Origin of the sequence: Fluviicoccus keumensis (genome assembly GCF_004217445.1) — a bacterium.
Lineage (GTDB): Bacteria > Pseudomonadota > Gammaproteobacteria > Pseudomonadales > Moraxellaceae > Fluviicoccus > Fluviicoccus keumensis.
On the sequence record NZ_SHKX01000014.1, the window covers coordinates 41,570 to 60,359 of the forward strand.

The window sequence follows — 18,790 nt, forward strand, 5'->3', positions numbered from 1 at the left end:
CCTGCCGGAGATGACGAACTTACTCGGAGATGGCGAAGGGCGCCGGGTCGGTAGCTTCGGTGTAGTACGGCAGCTGCACCATGCGCTGCAGCCCGACCATCGACACATACGGCGCGCTGCGCTGCACGAAGTTGATGGTCCAGGCCGGGATCGTTCCGCCCGGATCAATGTAGCCTTCGGCTTCCAGCTTGGTCTTTTCCTTACCGACCGGCGTGAACTTGATGATCATGTCCTGCGCCATCACACGCGTCAGGCCGCGCTGCGGCGGCATGAAGTCCGGCGCGGCACGCAGACGGTGGATCATGTAGCCCTTCTTGGCGGTATACGGCTCGATGTTGACATGAATGATCGAGTCACGATCCGGCACTGTCAGGGGCGCGTTATAGACCTGGTAATAATAATACTCGGTGGATGACACCTTCTTCAGCAACCGGGATTCCTTGGTTTCCCAGAACCAGCGCTTGATGTTGTCAACGTCGTAATGGACGCGCGCCACGGCGTCCAGGGAGCCGTCAATAAGCGCTTCAACCTTGAACGAGCGGATACGCTTGCCGTCTTCCTGCTTGGCCCAGGTCTTGATATTACGGATGTTGTCGCTTCTGACCAGATACCAGTCCTTGTAGGATTTCTCGACCCGCATGTCCTTCAGGTCGTCATCGGCCGCGTACGCGACCGGGCCGGCGACGCTTAGCAGCGCCAGCATGATGAACGGTATCTTTTTTCGCATGGGAACTCCACCGGTGCGACTGGGACGCCACACCTTAATCTTTGTTATTGGCCACCCGGCTTTTCAGGCCGCGATCTCCCAAGGCTAGCATAAGCCCCGAATAAAAGTCGAAGGCGTATCAGGTGAAAACAGCGGTTCCAGTAAAGAAAAAGGGCAGTCTTGCGACTGCCCCGGAGATTACTGCGAGATGGTGAACGGCGACGGTCCGGAAGGATTGGTGTAGGTTGGCGAATTCGCCATGCGGGTCAAGCCCAGCATGGACACGTAAGGCGCGCGGCGCTGCACGAAGTTGATCGCCCAGACCGGGGCCAGCCCGCCCGGATCCACATATCCTTCAAACTCCAGCTGGGTGCGGTTCGGCCCCTGAGGAATCAGCTTCACGGTCATTTCCTGTGCGGTCATGCGCACCAGACCGGGGGTTTGCGGCAGATAATCGGGGACGGCATTGACGCGAATCAGCATATAGCCCTTTTTCGCCGTGTACGGCTCGACAACCGCGTGCAAGACCGCATCGCGATCCGGCAGGGTCGCGGGCGCATTGTAAACCGCGTAGTAATAGTATTCCGTATTTGAGACTTTTTTCAGCAGCTTCATGTCCTTGGCTTCGTAGAACCACTTCTTGTAGTTTTCGACATCGAAGTGGATACGCGCCATGGTTTCCAGCGAAGCGTCAAACTGTGCCTCACCCTTGAAGGAACGGATACGCTTGCCGTCTTCCTGCTTGCCGTAGGTCTTGATATTGCGGATCGCGTCGTTCCGGATCAGTTCCCAATCGCCTTTGTCGCGGGAAGCGCGAAGCTCGCGGAGGTCATCATCGGACGCCAGGGCCGGTTGGATCAGCGCCACGGCAATGCCCGCCATCGCCAGTATTTTTTTCATGAAATTGAATTCCTCTCGTCAGGATTGGGATTAGTCAGGTGGCGCTACATTCAACGCAACCCGTGCTGCCGTCCATGACTCTTTTGACGCGTCTCGCCGCGCCAAAGCCAATCCCTGTTGTTGCCTGATATTTAATGTGGATATTCGCTAAAAGCAAGCCCGATTGTCATTCCGCCGGAAAAACAAAGCCGGGACCCTCGGGCCCCGGCTTTGTTTGTGGAAACACGTCTGCGGATTATTCGGAAATCGCAAAGGGTGAAGGATCACCGTCGCGGAACGACGTGGTCGCCACCATGCGCTGCAAACCGAGCATGGTGGTGTACGGCGCATTGCGCTGAATGAAATTCATGGCCCAGGTCGGCACCATGCCGCCCGGATCAACAAAGCCCTCGGCTTCCAGATGCGTCTTGTCGCGCGTCACCGGCGTGAAGCGAATATTGATGTCCTGAGCCTGCACGCGCACCAGGTTGGGCTTGGGCGGCATGAACTCCGGCACGGCGTTGACCTTGATTTCCATGTATCCCTTCTTGGGGGAATACGGTTCGACCACGGCGTGCAGGATGGCGTCACGGTCCGGCGTGGACACCGGGGCGTTGTAGGACATGTAGTAGTAGTATTCGCGGTCGGAAACCTTCTTCAACAGACGCGAGTCCGTGGTTTCCCAGTACCAGCGCTTGATATTGTCAATGTCGAAATGGACGCGCGCCACTTTTTCCATGGAGCCTTCGATCACCGCATCAATCTTGAAATGGATGCGCTTGCCGTCTTCATTCTGCTTGATGTAGGTTTTGATGTTCCGGGTCGCGTCGTTCTTCACCAGTTGCCACTCGTTGCGGGTGGCCTCAGGACGAATTTCCTTGAGATCATTATCCACCGCCCAAACTGTCGGCGCGGTTACCGCTGTCGCCATTACCAGGCACAAGCCAGTCAAAAACTTCATCACAACCCCCTGCGCACATTGCGCCAGTCCAAAACAGAACACCCCAAAAGCCGGACAACCGGCAAAGCGGCCAGAAAAATGAGGACTGGCCAGATGTTGACATCATAACTGTTGATGTTCTGTAAACTGCGATCACGATCACACTCTTCGCGTGTGATGACCAGCGTGCTTCATTTGGCGACAAGCGGCGCAAGTGGCCGCCAGAATCAGCTCAAGGGGGCCACTCGCATCACCTCTTCCACCGTCGTCAGGCCGGCGGCGACCTTTTGCGCACCGGCGATCCGCAACGGCAGCAAACCTTCGCGCCAGGCCTGGTTTTTCAGATCATTGAGCGGGACATTTTCACTGATCTTCTTCTTGAGATCGTTGGAAAGCAGCATGATTTCATAGAGGCCGAGCCGCCCCAGATAGCCGGTATCCCGACACTCCAGACACCCCTTGGGTATGAAAACCTTTGCCGGCATCGGCGCTTTCCAGGGAGCGGTCAGCTCCTGCCAAACCACCGGATCGCAATCAGTTTCCACCTTGCAGTGAGGACACAGCGTCCGCACCAGCCGCTGCGCCATGACGCCCAGCACGGTCGCGGAAATCAGGAACGGCGGCACGCCAAGATCAATCAGGCGGGTGATGGATGAGGGGGCGTCATTGGTGTGCAGGGTGGACAACACCAGGTGCCCGGTCAGGGCCGCCTGGATGGCCATGTCCGCCGTCTCGAAGTCACGGACTTCCCCGACCATGATGATATCGGGGTCCTGACGCATCAGGGCGCGGATGCCTTCGGCAAAACCCAGGTCAATTCCATGCAGAACCTGCATCTGGTTGAAGCTGGGTTCAACCATTTCAATCGGGTCTTCAATCGTGCAGACATTGACCTCATCGGTGGCGAGCTGTTTCAGGGTGGAATACAGCGTGGTGGTTTTGCCGGAACCCGTCGGCCCGGTCACCAGGATGATGCCGTTGGGTTCCTGGACCATTTTCTGCCACTTGTCGTAGTCGCCGCCGGTGAGCCCCAATTCCTTGAACCCGCGCACCAGCACATCCGGGTCGAAGATCCGCATGACCAGCTTTTCACCGAAAGCCGTCGGCAACGTGGACAGACGCAGTTCGATTTCCATGCCCCGGGGATTGCGGGTTTTCAGGCGACCGTCCTGCGGCTTGCGCTTCTCCGCCACATTCATCCGCCCCAGGATCTTGATTCGGGACACGACCGCATTCATGACTTGCGAGGGGAATTCATAAATATTGTGCAAGACCCCGTCGATACGGAAGCGGACGCGACCGCGCTCGCGACGCGGCTCCAGGTGAATATCGCTGGCGCGCTGCTCAAAGGCATATTGCAGCAGCCAGTCCACGATATTGACGATATGCTGGTCGTTGGCGTCGGGGGACTGCATGTTCCCCAGTTCCAGCAACTGTTCGAAGTTGCCGATGGCGGCGCCGGCGGCCGGGGCGTCACTGCTGCCTGCACCCTCGATGGCGCGCGCCAGGCGGTAGAACTCGATGGTATAGCGATGCAGTTGGGCCGGGTTGGCGACCACGCGCTTCAGGGTCTTGCCCTTGAGGGTATGCTGCAGGTTTTCTTCCCATTCGTTATGGAACGGCTGGGCGCTGGCGATCACGACCTCCTCGCGGTAAACCTGCACGGCCAGGATGCCATGCCGCTCGGCAAAGGCATAACTCATGACGTCCGTGACTTCGGCGGCGTTGATCTTCAACGGATCGATATGGAACAACGGTTGCCCCGCCTTCTCCGCCAGCCACGCCGTCAGCGTGTCCAGATCGAGCTTGCCGTCCTTCCTCTTGGGATCGGCAAACTCGAACTGGGCGATCATTTCCAGCGGATGCCAGTGCAGTTTGTCGCGGCTGCGCGGCGTGGTGGCGACGAGGTTTGCGTCACGCTGGCTGATACGGCCGTCCTTGAGCAATTCATCCAGACACCAGCGGGTATCGATCCGGAAAGAGAATGCGTTTTTTTTCATGATGATGGCAGCTCGTATGACTCTTCAAGGACTATAACCCGCCGCCCGGAACAGCCGCCGGAATACGCACGGGCTTTTTTGTGTTTTTCTTGTTTTTACGCTAAAAAGAATAACCCGCCCCGCTGCTCCGCCGCATCGATCCGGGAACCAGAACAACAACAACCTGACCGCCGCCGAGGATGTCCCGTTATGGACAAACCCCACTTACCGGAGCCCCCCGCCACACTGTCCGCGCGATGCTGGACGGCGATGGGCCTGATGCTGGCCGCCGGCGCGGCCGGGGCCGGTACGGCAGACCTGACCGACATTCCCTTTGAATCCCTGACCGGGATGCAGGTCAGCACGGCTTCCCGTTTCGTGCAATCCGCGCGAGAAGCGCCTTCGGCGGTCGAAGTGGTCTCCCGCGAGGACATCCGTCGCTTCGGCTGGCGGACACTGGCGGATATCCTCAACAGCCTGCCCGGACTCTATTCCACGCATGACGGCGCTTATGACTTCGCCGGGACGCGCGGCTTCCTCATTCCCGGCGATTACAACACCCGGTTCCTGTTGCTGGTGGACGGCCAGCGCCTCAACGACAATATCTACCAGCAGGCCCTGCTGGGAGAAGAATTCCCGCTGGATACCTCGCTGATCGAGCGGGTCGAATATGTGCCAGGGCCCGGCTCCTCCGTATATGGCGGGAACGCCATTTTCGGGGTGATCAATGTCACTACCCGCAGGCCCGGCGAACAGTCGCCGCTGGAAATCTCGGCCCGGCTGAGCGCCCCCGAGGCAGGGACCGTGCAGATTTCCGGCAGCCGCCGCCTGCCGACCGGCGCCTCCTTGATGGCGGCGGTCGGCGGCAGTATCCGGTCGGGCCGTGATACGACCTACCGCGACCCGGTCGGCGGCCTGCAACTGGGCAACGGGCAACCCTCCCCCGACGGCGTCGCCCATGATCTGGACCGCCTGGAAACCCGGCGGGTGATGCTGCGCTACGAAGACGGCGGCCTGACCCTGACCGGTCTGTATGGCGACCGGCGCGTCGAGCCCTCCAGTGCGCTCTATCTCGGCCTGTTCGATACGCGACTGCAAAACGTGGTCGACGCCAACTGGAGCCTCACCTCGCATTACCAGAGCGCCATGTCGGACAGCCTGCATCTGGAGGGGCGGCTGGGTTTGTCCGGCAGCGCCTATTCATCGGACACGCCGTTTCCCGATGGCGGCGGCAGTCTCTACCTGAACCATGACGAATCGCGCGGGACCTGGCTTTCCGGCGACCTGCGACTGCTTTACACCGCTTATGAAGGTCACAAGCTGATTGCCGGGTTCGATCTGCAGCACGACCGCGATAACCGCCAGCGCAACCATGATGTCAACGCCGCCATCAATCCGCCGGTGGATATTTCGGCTCCCACGGATCGTCGCGGGCTATACCTGCAGGATGAATGGACCTTCGCTGCGGACTGGCGGCTGAACGCCGGGTTGCGGCTGGATCATCTGGACGGCTCCGGCAGCCAGAGCAGCCCGCGTCTGGGCCTGATCTGGCTGGCCGACAGCGACACCACGGTCAAGCTGCTGGCCGGCAAGGCTTACCGCCCGGCGAACGCCTATGAACGGGACTACGGCAACGGTATCAACTATCTGGGTAATCCGCTGTTGCAGCCGGAAACCATCCGCACGCTGGAGGCCATTTATGAGCGGGATCTGGCCTCCCGCTCCCGATTGACGGTTTCGTTATTCCGCTACCGGCTGGATAACCTGATAACGCAGGAGGCGCTGCCCGGCGGCAGTCTCCAGTATCGCAACCAGAATCCTGTCCGCACCGCCGGTGCGGAGGTGTCCTGGCAAACACGGCTGGATTGCGGCCTCCGGCTGAACGCCAGCCTGGCGCAAAGCCGCATCGACGACGCCGGAGCCCTCGCCAGTTTCAGCCCGTCCTGGGTTTTCAAGCTGCGCGGCAGCCACCCCCTGGCCGACGGTCGCTGGCAGGCCGCCGTTGAATCCCGGCTGCTGGCTGACAGCGACTATCTATGGCAAGGGACGCGCTATCACCTGCCAACCCAGGTGCAGGTCAACCTGACCCTCAGCCCAGCGCAAGCCACCCCCGGCCTGTCCTGGAGCCTGGGCGTGCGGAATCTGCTCAACCGTCGTAATGAACAACCGGCTTCGGAAGAAATTCCGGTGCCGTCCGTCCCCGGTGAACGGCGCTCGGTTGAAATCGGGGTTCGTTATGCCCTGTAAACCGCCGCGCGCGCTGGCGCTGTTGACCCTGCTGATGACGACATCCCTGCCGTTGCAGGCGGGCGAGGCGACCGAACCCGCCTTCAAGGCCGCCTTTCTCTATTACTTCTCGCGTTATACCGAATGGCCCGTGCTGGGAAACACCTTCCACCTGTGCATTCTGGGACCGGACACGCTGGGCAAGGCGCTGGAGCCGCTGACCCACAAGGACATCGCCGGCCGTCCCATCGTCATCCAGCGCGTCGAGCGCAAGGGACTGCCCGCCGAGTGCAACCTGCTCTATATCACCGCCACCGAACACGAACACCTCCCGGAAATCACCGGCATCCTCGCCGCCAGCCCGGTGCTGACCGTGGCCGAAGCCGGGAGCTATCCCAACGGGCAGGTCATGCTGCGCATGCGTATGGAAAACGGCATCCTCGTGTTTGACGCCAATGCCGCACTGGCGCGCAAGGCGGGACTGACTTTCAGCGCCAAGATGCTGCGGCTGGCGCACCAGACCATCGGCGCCGGGAGTGATCCGCAATGAAACGCTGGCTGGAATCCCTGGGTATTCCCAAGAAACTGTGGCTGTTCCATCTGGTCACCGCCCTCACCTCAGGCATTGTCGCCGGTGTGATCATGATCCTGACGGTGTGGACCATCGCTCGCGGCAACGCCAATACCGATGTCCAGATCAAGGCCTCCATCATGGCCGACAACATCCTGCCTTCGCTGCAGTTTCGCGATAACGCCGTCGCCCACGACATCCTTGCCGGTCTGGGCCGCGACCGTGACATCCTCCGCGCCAAAGTCATCGAAGCCAACGGCGAGACCTTCGCCGAATACCTGCCGGAGCGCCCGGGGCTGGCCAAGCGCTTGCGCAGCAAGGACCTGATCCGGGCCAGCATTCCGATCATGGACGGCAAGGACCGGCTGGGCACGGTGGAGCTGGTGCGCGACATGAACAGCGTCTACCGCGAAACCACCATCTACACCATGGCCATCGGCGTGGCGATGCTGGTGTCGCTGCTGGTGGGCAGCCTGCTGATCCTGCGCCTGCAACGCTCCATCACCGTACCGCTGGCCAACCTGACGCGACTGATGAAGCAGGTTTCCGAACGCAACGACTACACCCACCGCACCGAGGTGACGTCCCGGGATGAACTGGGCGATCTCGGGCTCAGCTTCAACCACATGATCGAGCAGATCCAGCAGCGCGATACCGCGCTGGGGCATGAGCTCTCCGAACGGCTGCGCGCGGAAGAGCAACTGGCGCACCTCGCCCATCACGACCCGGTCACCGGTCTGCCCAACCGCCATTTTTTCCGCAAATGCACCCAGGACCTGGAGAAACTGCAAGGTTCGACCGACCACGGCATGGCGCTGCTGTTCATCGACCTCGACAACTTCAAGTACGTCAACGACACCTTCGGTCATGACTGCGGCGACCAGTTGTTGACGGAAGTGGCTATGCGGCTGCAAGGCGCCGTGCGCTCCAACGATATTGTGGTGCGGTTCGGCGGTGACGAATTCGTGGTGCTGCTGCAGAACGTTCGCGAAACGGCGCTGGCCCTGCAACTGGCCGAAAAACTGCGCGAAATACTGACCCGGCCGCTGCGGCTGAACAACCAGGAATTCGTGGTGACCTGCTCCATCGGCGTGGCGGTAGCGCCGCTGCACGGCCGCAGCGCAGAGGAGCTGCTGCAGAATGCCGACGCCGCCATGTATCACGCCAAGTCCGGCGGCAAGGACGGCGTGCGGTTGTGGGAAACCACCATGTCCGACCAGTCCACCGCGCGTTTCTCGATGGAGGCTGACCTGCGCCACGCCATTGACCGCAACGAACTGGAAATCCATTACCAGCCGATCGTCGATCTGGCCAGCCAGAAACCGGTGGGCATGGAAGCGCTGCTGCGCTGGAAGCATCCGATACAAGGCTATGTCTCGCCCATGGTGTTCATCCCGGTCGCCGAGGAAAGCGGGCTGATCCTGCAAATCGGCGAATGGGTGATGATGGAAGCCTTTCGGCAAGTCGCCGCCTGGAGCGCCGACTTCGGCCCGTTGTCCATTGCCGTCAACGTTTCGGCGCGGCAGTTCCGCAGCCCCAACTTCACCGCCCGCGCCGACCAGATTGCCCGCGACAGCGGCCTCAACCGCGACCAGATCGAACTGGAACTGACCGAATCCATGGTGATGGGCCACACTGCCGAAGCCGTGCGCATCATGCACGAGCTGGTCGATTGCGGCTTCAAGCTGTCGCTGGACGACTTCGGCACCGGCTATTCCTCGTTGTCGTACCTGAAGCGCTTCCCGCTGAACAAACTGAAGATCGACCGCAGCTTCGTCAGCGACCTGCCCGATGATGCGGAAAGCGCCGCCATCGCCGAAGCCATCGCCGGTCTGGCGCACACCCTGGGCATGCAGGTGGTGGCGGAAGGCATTGAAACCCTGGAACAGGCGGCCTATCTCGCCGACCGACAATGCCGCTACGGCCAGGGTTATTATTTCAGCCGGCCGCTGCCCGCCAGCCGCTTTCCCGCCTATCTGGCCGAAACCCGCGCCCGACTGCTGCTGGAAAGCCGTCAGGAGTCCTCCCGCCGCCACACCTGACCCAAACGACCTCAATCCCGGCCGGAAAAGTCAAGGCAGCGCGGCCGCCGGGATACTACAATCGCGCGACAACCCGGCCCGGAAGACAACAACGATGCGAATCACAAAAACCCTGGCAGCCTGCCTGCTGCCCCTGGCCCTGATGGCGACTCCCGCTATCGCCACGGCCGCCCCGAACCTGCCCCTGCTCAATTCCATCCTGACCCAGGAACGCGCGTGGGCGGGCCTGCAAACCCGCACGGTCATGGTGGACGGCATCAATGCCGCCTACAGCGAAGGCGGTCCGGCCAACGGACCGAAGGTATTGCTGATTCACGGCTTCTCCGGTTCACGCGACAACTGGAACCGCGTCGCCCACCAGCTGACCCGCAAATACCATGTCTATGCGCTGGATCTGCCCGGCCACGGCGACACCGCCGCGCCGGATACCTTCGACTTCCAGCTGGCCAACCAGATGGAATTCACCCGCAAGTTCGTCACCACCCTGGGCATCGAGAAGAACCTGCATGTGGCCGGACACTCCATGGGCGGCGCCATTGCCGCGCTCTATGCCGCCATGTACTTCCTGGAAGTGCGCAGCCTGCTGCTGGTGGACTCCGCCGGGGTCTACGCCAACAACGGCAAATCGTTGATGAGCGACCCGAAGCAGCTGACCAACCTGCTGGTGCGCAAGCCCGGCGACCTGAAGGTGCTGCTGACCAAGTACGCCATGTACGATCCGCCCCTGATTCCGGAAGAAGTGCTGGAGGCCCAGGAAAAGGTGCAGATGGATCACATCAAGTGGCACGAGAAGCTGATGGCCACCTTGCTGGAACAGATGAAGTGGTACACTCCGGACACCTTCCAGCTGGCCGTGCGCAGCATTGAAGCCCCCACCCTGGTGGTCTGGGGCGACAAGGACGCCATCATTGATGTCGCCGCCGCCGATGAACTGAAGAAAAACCTGAAGCGCTCCGAATCGCTGATCCTGCCCAATATCGGTCACACGCCGATCCTGGAAGCCGACCAGATCGTCTCGGCGGCGTACCTGAAATTCCTGGAGAAGGCCGAAGCCACTCCCAACCCCTTTGCTCCCAAGCCCTGATCGGAGAACTCCATGCACGCTACCGCCGCCAAACTGCTTGACGCCCACGCCGCCCACATCCTTGCCCAGCTCTCCGGCGACGCGCTAGACGTCACCATCGACCGCGAAGCCGCCGCCTTCCTCGACTGGCTGGACGCCCGCCCCCTGAACAGCCTGACTGACGCGGAACGCGTCTTCACCGTGGCGCGGGAACGTGTCCTCGACAGCGAACCGACACCAGCGCTGGTCGCGGAAATCGTTGCCATCATCAAGGACATCTGGAACAGCCCGGTCAACGAAAACACCTACGTTCACCAGATCATCGAGCACAAGCACTACACCGCCATCGTCGAAAACATCGCCAGCCGCGACAAGCTGCGCAACGACATCATCCACACCATCGTCGGCAACCCGGTCTACGGCCGCCTGCTCTCCGACGTGATCTATGACGCCATCAGCGACTACATGCAGCACAACCCGCTGACCAAGAACGTACCCGGCATGTCCTCGCTGATGAAGATGGGCAAGGGGCTGGTGGAAGGCGCAGGCGGCTCGGCGGTCAAGGGCTACCTGCAGAAGAACATCCAGGCCATCGTCGGCCGCAGCGAGCGCACCATCCAGAACATCCTGGACGGCAAGCAGATCCACAGCGTCGCCGAGCAGCTGTGGCACAAGGCGCGCGTCCTGCCGCTGTCGACGGTCCGCCAGTACTTCGGCGACAAGGATATCGACCAGATGGCCTATGTCGTTGAAGAAGCCTGGAACCATGTGCGCCGCACCGACTACGTGCGCGCCCAGGTCAAGACCGGCATTGACGGCTGGTTCGCCCGCAACGGCAGCCGCAACGCCGGCGCCGTCCTGGCCGATATCGGCATCAGCCGCGAGATCCTGATGGCCGAAATCAAGGTCCACGCGCGCGTCATCGTCGGCGAGATGATCGCCTCCGGCTTCCTCGAAGCCCGGGTGTGCGAGCAACTGGCCGCCTTCTACGGCTCGGACGTAGTCAGCGGCCTGCTGGGCTGATATCGTAGGGCGAAGATCCGGAGTCCCGCCATGCGCCGCCTTTTCGCCCTGACCGTGCTGTTTGCCTGCCTGACGCCCCTGCCCTCCCCGGTGCAGGCGGCGGCCGCACCGGTGACAACCGTCGCCGGACAGGAGCAGGTGTCGCAGCTCATGGACAAGTCCGGACTGCGCGCCGCGCTGCGTAATTTTTCCGCCTATGTCGGCCAGTCACTGCGCAACCCCGACCAGCCCGGAGTATCCCCGGAACTGGCCCGGCGCATGGCCGCCAAGGTGGATATCGCCTTCGCCCCCGGATTCCTGGATCAGGCGGTGAAGGATGACCTGGCCGCCCGGCTGTCGGCTGACGATGTCCGACGCCTGCTCGCCTGGCATGACACCGCCCTGGGTGCGCGCGTCACCGCGCTGGAAATCACCAGCAGCGACCGGCTTTCCACGGTCATCCTGCCCCCGGCCGCGCCGCCGGTCGTCTCCGCGGCCCGGCAGAAACTGCTCGACCGCGTCATGAAGGCGACCAACGCCGCCGAGATGCTGGTCGATGTCCAGATCCAGGTCATGACCGCCATGTTCCGGGGCATGGCTTCGACCGCCGCCATGTCCGGCAACAACGTCGATATCGCGCCCATCCTCAAGGAAATGTCGGATCGCCGCGCCGAATTGCTGGCGCAGGTCAAGCCCGAAACCATGGATGAACTCCGGACCACCTACGCTCCGCTCAGCGATGCCGACCTGAAGCAATATGTCGTCTTCCTGGAATCCCCGCTGGGTCGCAAATTCAACCGCGCCGTCGTCAAGTCGCTGCAATCGGCCCTGACTGAATCCGGCGACACCTTCGGGCAGCTGCTGCTCGGCTCCCCCTGATCCGGACGCAGGTCGTCATCAACCCGCAAAGCCTTGTCGCCTATTCTGAAGATGCGTCCGGCGGCGGCGTCTATGCTGTCCGGCATCCCCTCCCCGTCGAGACTCCCCTGATGCCGCACACCCTGAGCGACCTGGCCCGCGAACTGCAATCCCTGGAAAACCGTGGCGAATATTCCACCGTCATTGCCGCCCTGCGCCAGCGCATCGGCGAGGATGCGCGCACCGTCACCGACCCGTGGGTAAAAGCCTGGATGGGGCGGCGCTGGCGCAATCTGTTCCTGCAGGAAGCGGTCAAGGACCGGCAGGCGCTGAAGGCCGCCTCGCGCACCCTCGGGCTGGGCAAGGACCGGCGGCCGCCGGCGCGCCGTATCGCCGAACGATTCCTCAAGGGCGACCTCGGCCAGGAATGGACGTTGGAGATGCCGCCGGCGCAATGCGACACCCGCATCGACACCACCCTGGTCTTCTGTCCCGGCTTTATCAACGGCATGCTGCCCGCCCACGCCTTCGCCCAGGAGTTTCCGGCGCTGGAGGCGGAATACGGCTGGAACATCCTGCAGGCCGACGCCCACCCGATGCGCAGCTGTGAAGACAATGTCGCGGATATCCTGCGGGCGGTTACCGAGGGTCGCGGCTTCCAGTCCGATCCCGGCCCGGCCAGCGACCGGCTGCGCCACGGGCCCGCGCCCGAGGATGTCTTCCTGATGGGGTACAGCAAGGGCGCCCCCGATATCCTGACCGCGCTGGCACACAAGCCTGATATCCTGGGGTCGCGGGTGCGCTGTGTCGTTACCTGGGCGGGAGCCATCGGCGGTTCCTACATGGCCGACAACTTCCACGAACTGATCCGCAACCTCGACACCGACGCCGTCACCGAGCGTCTGCATGACCTGCTGCAATTGCTGGCGCCCGGCGTCACCCGCAAGGGCTCGTTGCGGCGGTTGGGCGAATACGACGTCAAGGGCGGCATCGGCAGCCTGACCACCGCCGTCCGCAGCGAGTTCCTCAAGGCCTGGGGCCGTCATCTCGACGACATGAATATCCCGGTCATTTCATTCACCGGCGCCACCACACCGCTGGAGGTGCCGACGTTCCAAATGGCCGACTGCATCAACCTGTCCCGCTATGATGGCAACAATGACATGCAGGTGACGCAGGAACAGGCGCGGCTGAACATACCGATGGCGACCCAGCTGGCCATGCTGCACGGTCACCACTGGGATATCGCGTATCCGCCCTTCCCGCGCGGCATACGCCTGACTTCACCCAATCTGGATCACCGTTTCCCCCGCAAGGCGGCCCTGATCGCGATCTATCTGTTCCTGGCGGAACTGGGCCTGATTGGCTGACCGAATACTGACTTTGTCAGGCCTGCAAGTGACAGCCGGCGGATTTACGCTTAGCATGCGCATATCTACGCCTAACTGCCGGATGCAATTGTGAGGCTAACCACCCGCCTGCTGCACCAATACCCCCGAAGTACGACCGGACTGGTGCTGGCGGGTCTTTGCCTTTCGGCGACCATCGCGGTCATTCTCGCTTACCAGCCTGAAATTGAACGCCAGAAACAGCAAGTGGCCCGTCACCGCCAGGATATCGCCCGGCAAGTTGAAGGCGAACTGGCGGTGCGCTTTGCGCTGGTCCACCAGCAGGTGCACAGCCTGGCGGCCCTGGCCGGTGAAAAACCGGGCGATCCGGCGCAAACCGAAAGCTTGCTGGTCAAGCTGCTGAGCGCCTCGCCGCCGCAACAGGTTTATGGCATGGGCCTGTGGCATCGGCCCGGTGTGGTGCCGGGATTTCCTGACGGCTACGGCCCTTATGTCCATTACGATGAAACCGGCGTTCCCCGGATTACGCGGGAGTGGATGACGCCGCTCTACCAATATACCGACCAGGAATGGTACCGGCTGTTCATGACCGGCAACGGCCGGCTGCGCTGTACGCCGCCGTACTGGGACAATGGCCTGGTCTATCTGTCCTGCGGCAAATCCTTCCCTCCCGCTCCCCACCCGGTGCTGGGCGTGGTTTCGGTGGACATGGTGCTGCCGCAGCTCGACAGCCTGGTCCGGTCCCTGAGCACTCCCCAGCAGGAAACCGTTTACCTGACTTATGGCTCGCATATGCTGGCCCACCCCGACGCGGCATCGCTGGTCCAGGCGGAACAGGAGCGGCGGCACGGTGTCAAAAGCCTGCTCGACCTGAGCGCCAACACGCCGATCCAGCGGCTTCCCGCGGCTGAAAACTGGTCCGACTACCAGACCCCGCTCGATTACGGCTGGCAGGTGCATATCCTCAGCCGCAAGTCCTGGCTCTACCGGGAAACCCATGACCTCAACAAGCGTATCGCCTTCTGGCTGGTCCTGATCTGGCTGACCGGCGCGCTGGTCGACGCCATCTGGCTGTTCAGCACCCGGAATATCCGCACCGCGCTCAACCGGAACCTGTCGCTGCGCAACGCCCTCAGCGACGCCGTGCCCTCCGGCGTATTCCTGTGCGACGAGAATGCCGAAATCGTCTGGGCCAATCCGACATTCCAGCATATTGCCGGCATCAGCAAACTCGACATCCGGCTGTCGGCCATCCTGACCGAAACCGACCGGCCAGCGCTGGAAAAACTGTGGCAAGAAGCGCTGCGCAATGAAAACCCGGCCAGCGGCGAGTTCCGGCTGGCCGAAGACAGCGACAGCTGGGTGCAGATCCGGTTGGTCCGCGTGCATGAGGACGCCTCTCATGGCTCGGGCATGGCGGGCACCATTGATGACATCACCGACCGCCGTAACGCCGAAGAAGCGCTGCGACTGGCCAAGGATGAAGCCGAAAAAGCCAGCCGCGCCAAGAGCGACTTCCTCGCCACGATGAGCCACGAGATCCGCACGCCGATGAACGGCGTGGTGGGCATGGCCAACCTGCTGCAGGAAACCCCGCTTAACCCCGAGCAGGCCGAATACGCCCGCACCCTGCAAAGTTCAGCCGGGACGCTGCTGAAAATCCTCAATGACATCCTGGACCTGTCGCGGATTGAAGCCGGGAAATTCCCGATCGAGCACCATCCCTTCCGCATCCGCGACCTGATTGGCGAAATTCTGTCATTGCTGCAACCGATTGCGGCGCAGAAGGATATTGATCTGGACTCCGGCCTGCCCAGCGACCTGCCCGAGGTCATTATCGGTGACGCGGACCGGGTCAAACAGGTACTGCTGAACCTGATCAGCAACGCCATCAAGTTCACCGATATCGGCAGCGTCACCCTCAGCATTACCGTCAGCGACCTGTGCGCCGAATCCGTTCGCCTGCATTTCCACGTCATTGATACCGGCATCGGGCTTTCACTCGACCAGCAGTCCAACATCTTCAAGCCGTTCATGCAGGCCGACAACTCCACCACCCGGCGCTACGGGGGCACCGGCCTCGGCCTGACCATCTGCCGTCACCTGATTTCGCTGATGGGCGGGGAAATCCATTGCTACAGTGAGCCCGAGCAAGGCGCACACTTCTGGTTCGACCTGGACTTCCCGCTGCCGCAAAGCCATAACTCCTCCGCCGAAGAGTCTGCCGCTGCGGGCGCCAAAGCCCTGCGCCCCGATGCCCGCGTGCTGGTGGTGGAAGACAATCCCGTGAACCAGCAGGTGGTGGTGGCGATGTTGAAAAAACTGGGTATCAAGGCCCGGACCTGCCGCAACGGGGAAGAGGCGTTGGCCCGGCTGGAAGAGGACAGCCGCTGGGATCTGATCCTGATGGATTGCCAGATGCCGGTGCTGGATGGCTTCGAGGCCACGAAGCGTTGGCGGGAAATTGAACGGGAGCGGGGCATGACGCCGCTGCCGATCGTGGCGCTGACCGCCAACGCCATGCGCGGCGACGCCGACCGTTGCCTCAGCGCGGGCATGGACGCCTACCTCAGCAAGCCCATCACCATCTCGGCGCTGACCGCCGCGCTCAGCCGGTGGCTGGCGGTCTGAACGCAGCCCATAAAAAACGCCGTCACAAGGACGGCGTTTTCCTGAACCGGGCCTGACCTCAGTTGAGGTCGTAACCCCGCTCTTCGTGCAACACCAGATCCAGACCTTCCCGTTCCTCATCCGAGGTCACGCGCAGGCCGCCGGTCATGGCGCCGGTCACTTTCAGCAACACCCAGGTCAGCACGGCGGAATAACCGCCGATCACGACAATACCCAGCACCTGGATGCCAAGCTGGCTGCCGATGCTGGCATGACCGGCCGCGAAGCCGAGCCCGGAGAACACGCCCAGGTTCGGGCTGCAAAAAATGCCCGCCAGGAAAGTCCCGAGAATGCCGCCGACGCCGTGCACCGGGAATACATCCAGCGAATCGTCGATCTTCAGCGTCTTCTTGATCAGGTTGGTCATCAGGAAGCAGATGACGCCCGCCAGCACGCCGATCACCAGCGCGCCGCCGGGACCGGTCACTCCGGCCGCACCGGTGATGGTGCCCAGACCCGCCACCATGCCGGTCACAATCCCCAGCACTGAGGGCTTGCCGAACTTCACCCACTCACAGGTCATCCAGGTCAGCGCTCCGGCGGAGGCGGCGATATGCGTCACCATCAGCGCCATGCCCGCCGCACCGTTGGCTGCCAGCGCGGAGCCGGCGTTGAAGCCGTACCAGCCCACCCAGAGCATGCCCGCGCCAGTGACGGTCATGGTCAGGTTGTGCGGCGGCATGCCGACCTTGCCGAAGCCCTTGCGCGTACCCAGCACCAGCGCCGCTACCAGCGCGCTGACGCCCGCCGTGATGTGCACCACCGTACCGCCCGCAAAATCAATCAGGCCGTTGCGGAAGAAATATCCCCCGCCCCACACCCAGTGGGCCACCGGCACATACACCGCAATGGTCCACAGCACGCTGAAGATCAGCATCGCCGAGAACTTCATGCGCTCGGCGAAGGCACCGATGATCAGGGCGGGAGTAATGATCGCAAAGGTCATCTGGAAGGCGGCGAACACCACTTCCGGAATATCGCCGGTCATCGACTCCTTGCCCATGCCCGCCATCATCAGCCGGGTAGCGCCGCCGATCCAGTCATTGGCGTCGCCGCCGCTGGTGAAGGTCAGGGAATACAGGGCGATCAGCCACAGCAGGCTGACCGACGAGGCAATGGCGAAACAGGACATCAGGATCGAGAGCACGTTCTTGGTGCGCACCAGGCCGCCATAGAACAGCGCCAGACCCGGCAGGGTCATGAACAGCACCAGCGCGGTCGCGGTGAGAATCCAGGCGGTATTGCCGCCGTTAAGCGCGGGCGCGGTATCCGCAAAGGCGGCCGGCGACAGCATCAGCAGGGTCGCGGCCAGCGAGCGACGGGAAAGCATCGGCAACTCTCCCGGTCAGATCGCGGATTCGTTGGTTTCGCCCGTCCGGATGCGGACGACCTGCTCCAGCGCGGTCACGAAAATCTTGCCATCGCCAATCTTGCCGGTGCCGGCGACGCGGCAGATCACGTCAATCACCTGATCCAGATCCGCATCCTTCACCGCCAGGTCCAGACGGACTTTGGGCACGAAATCAACGACGTATTCCGCACCGCGATACAGTTCGGTGTGACCCTTCTGGCGGCCGAAACCCTTGACCTCGGTGACGGTCAGGCCGGTGACGCCGATTTCGGACAGGGCTTCACGGACATCATCCAGCTTGAAGGGCTTAATTACCGCAGTGACCATTTTCATGGTTCCAGACCTCTATGGTTGCTTGAATCGGGGGACAAAATGGCGAGGGGTTTGCCAAAAGGCGAATTTATACACCGAGTCGGCGCGGCTGTCGCGCCATTCGTGACAGAATGCACCCGGAAATCCCAATTTGCACCAGTATGGTGCGAAGCATTGGGAGACTAGCGACTGGCATAGAAGCGCACGGTACGGAATTCATCGAATTCGTCCAGGTCCGGCCACGTGGTGGCGCTTATTTCGCCCCGCGGTTCATAGGCCGGATGGTCGAAGTTTTTCACGCGCGAATCCGCGACCAGCACCTGTCTGGCCCGGGCGAGAAACTCATCCAGGAAAAAGCGGTTGGACAAGTCGTAGAGCACATCCGCCGCCAACAGCACGTCGACAGGCTCGGCGAGGGCAAAGAAGTCATCCAGCAGCGTGAAGGAAACGCCGTTCAACGCGGCATTCGCCTGACAGGCCGACAACGCCAGCGGATCAATATCACAGGCAATCACTTCCGCCGCACCGGCCATGGCCGCCGCCACGCCAACCACGCCCGAACCCGCGCCGAAATCCAGCACGCGCTTGCCGCGCACCGTTTCCGGGTGATCCAGAATCCAGCGCGCCATCGCCAGCCCCGAGGCCCAGCAGAATATCCAGTACGCGGGCTCTTGCCAGATCGCCTGCATTTCCTCCGGCGACATCGGGGTGCGGGGATAATCCGGATTCAGCAGCCATAACCGGATTTCCGGCAGGCCGGGCAGATCCAGGGCTTCCAGCCGGGCGGACATCAGGGTCCGGCGCAGGCTTTGTTCCAGTTCCAGGGGGTGATTCATCGGACG

The 18,790-nt window shown here is 62.1% G+C and carries 15 protein-coding genes; 8 read left to right on the plus strand and 7 right to left on the minus strand.

The features are described from left to right. Window positions 1-19 precede the first annotated feature (19 nt). The 4 genes from EV700_RS13490 to tfpB form a co-directional block, all read right to left on the minus strand. On the minus strand, window positions 20-727 hold the full coding sequence (locus EV700_RS13490) for an START domain-containing protein (protein WP_130414687.1): 708 nt from the start codon (window positions 725-727) through the stop codon (window positions 20-22). A gap of 177 nt (window positions 728-904) precedes the next feature. Beyond that, window positions 905-1,606, minus strand: coding sequence for an START domain-containing protein (locus EV700_RS13495; protein ID WP_130414689.1), 702 nt, complete (start codon window positions 1,604-1,606; stop codon window positions 905-907). Between the two features lie 235 nt (window positions 1,607-1,841). Beyond that, window positions 1,842-2,546, minus strand: a complete 705-nt coding sequence (locus tag EV700_RS13500) for an START domain-containing protein (protein WP_130414691.1) — start codon at window positions 2,544-2,546, stop codon at window positions 1,842-1,844. A gap of 206 nt (window positions 2,547-2,752) precedes the next feature. Next, window positions 2,753-4,525 carry a type IV pilus assembly ATPase TfpB gene (tfpB, locus tag EV700_RS13505; protein WP_130414693.1) on the minus strand — a complete coding sequence of 591 codons (1,773 nt, stop codon included), beginning with the start codon at window positions 4,523-4,525 and terminating at the stop codon, window positions 2,753-2,755. 189 nt (window positions 4,526-4,714) lie between these two features. Between tfpB and EV700_RS13510 the strand changes: the two genes are divergently transcribed. From EV700_RS13510 to EV700_RS13545, 8 genes are all read left to right on the plus strand, one after another. Further along, window positions 4,715-6,751: a TonB-dependent receptor plug domain-containing protein gene (locus EV700_RS13510; RefSeq protein ID WP_130414695.1), complete on the plus strand. Its 2,037-nt coding sequence runs from the start codon at window positions 4,715-4,717 to the stop codon at window positions 6,749-6,751. Continuing rightward, on the plus strand, window positions 6,741-7,280 hold the full coding sequence (locus EV700_RS13515) for a YfiR family protein (RefSeq protein WP_165391483.1): 540 nt from the start codon (window positions 6,741-6,743) through the stop codon (window positions 7,278-7,280). Before EV700_RS13510 ends, EV700_RS13515 begins: the two co-directional genes overlap by 11 nt. Next, entirely contained in the window at window positions 7,277-9,343 is a 2,067-nt protein-coding gene (locus tag EV700_RS13520; protein WP_130414699.1) for a putative bifunctional diguanylate cyclase/phosphodiesterase, read from the plus strand. The genes EV700_RS13515 and EV700_RS13520 overlap by 4 nt, the downstream gene beginning before the upstream one ends. Before the next feature lie 94 nt (window positions 9,344-9,437). Beyond that, window positions 9,438-10,427 (plus strand): alpha/beta fold hydrolase, encoded by a 990-nt coding sequence (locus EV700_RS13525; RefSeq protein WP_130414701.1) that lies wholly within the window; start codon window positions 9,438-9,440, stop codon window positions 10,425-10,427. Window positions 10,428-10,439: 12 nt separating this feature from the next. Beyond that, window positions 10,440-11,429, plus strand: a complete 990-nt coding sequence (locus tag EV700_RS13530) for a hypothetical protein (protein ID WP_130414703.1) — start codon at window positions 10,440-10,442, stop codon at window positions 11,427-11,429. Window positions 11,430-11,459: 30 nt separating this feature from the next. Beyond that, window positions 11,460-12,287 carry a DUF2059 domain-containing protein gene (locus EV700_RS13535; protein WP_130414705.1) on the plus strand — a complete coding sequence of 276 codons (828 nt, stop codon included), beginning with the start codon at window positions 11,460-11,462 and terminating at the stop codon, window positions 12,285-12,287. A gap of 110 nt (window positions 12,288-12,397) precedes the next feature. After that, window positions 12,398-13,636 carry a hypothetical protein gene (locus tag EV700_RS13540; RefSeq protein ID WP_130414707.1) on the plus strand — a complete coding sequence of 413 codons (1,239 nt, stop codon included), beginning with the start codon at window positions 12,398-12,400 and terminating at the stop codon, window positions 13,634-13,636. A 90-nt stretch (window positions 13,637-13,726) separates the two neighbouring features. After that, on the plus strand, window positions 13,727-16,246 hold the full coding sequence (locus EV700_RS13545; RefSeq protein WP_130414709.1) for an ATP-binding protein: 2,520 nt from the start codon (window positions 13,727-13,729) through the stop codon (window positions 16,244-16,246). 58 nt (window positions 16,247-16,304) lie between these two features. On the opposite strand, the gene EV700_RS13550 is transcribed toward EV700_RS13545, so the two are convergent. The 3 genes from EV700_RS13550 to EV700_RS13560 all read right to left on the minus strand — a co-directional run bounded on the left by EV700_RS13550 (window position 16,305) and on the right by EV700_RS13560 (window position 18,784). Then, window positions 16,305-17,615 (minus strand): ammonium transporter, encoded by a 1,311-nt coding sequence (locus tag EV700_RS13550; protein WP_130414711.1) that lies wholly within the window; start codon window positions 17,613-17,615, stop codon window positions 16,305-16,307. A gap of 15 nt (window positions 17,616-17,630) precedes the next feature. Then, complete coding sequence (gene glnK, locus EV700_RS13555; RefSeq protein WP_130414713.1) at window positions 17,631-17,969, minus strand: P-II family nitrogen regulator; 339 nt, start codon at window positions 17,967-17,969, stop codon at window positions 17,631-17,633. A gap of 161 nt (window positions 17,970-18,130) precedes the next feature. Continuing rightward, window positions 18,131-18,784: a class I SAM-dependent methyltransferase gene (locus EV700_RS13560; RefSeq protein ID WP_130414715.1), complete on the minus strand. Its 654-nt coding sequence runs from the start codon at window positions 18,782-18,784 to the stop codon at window positions 18,131-18,133. Window positions 18,785-18,790: the final 6 nt, after the last annotated feature.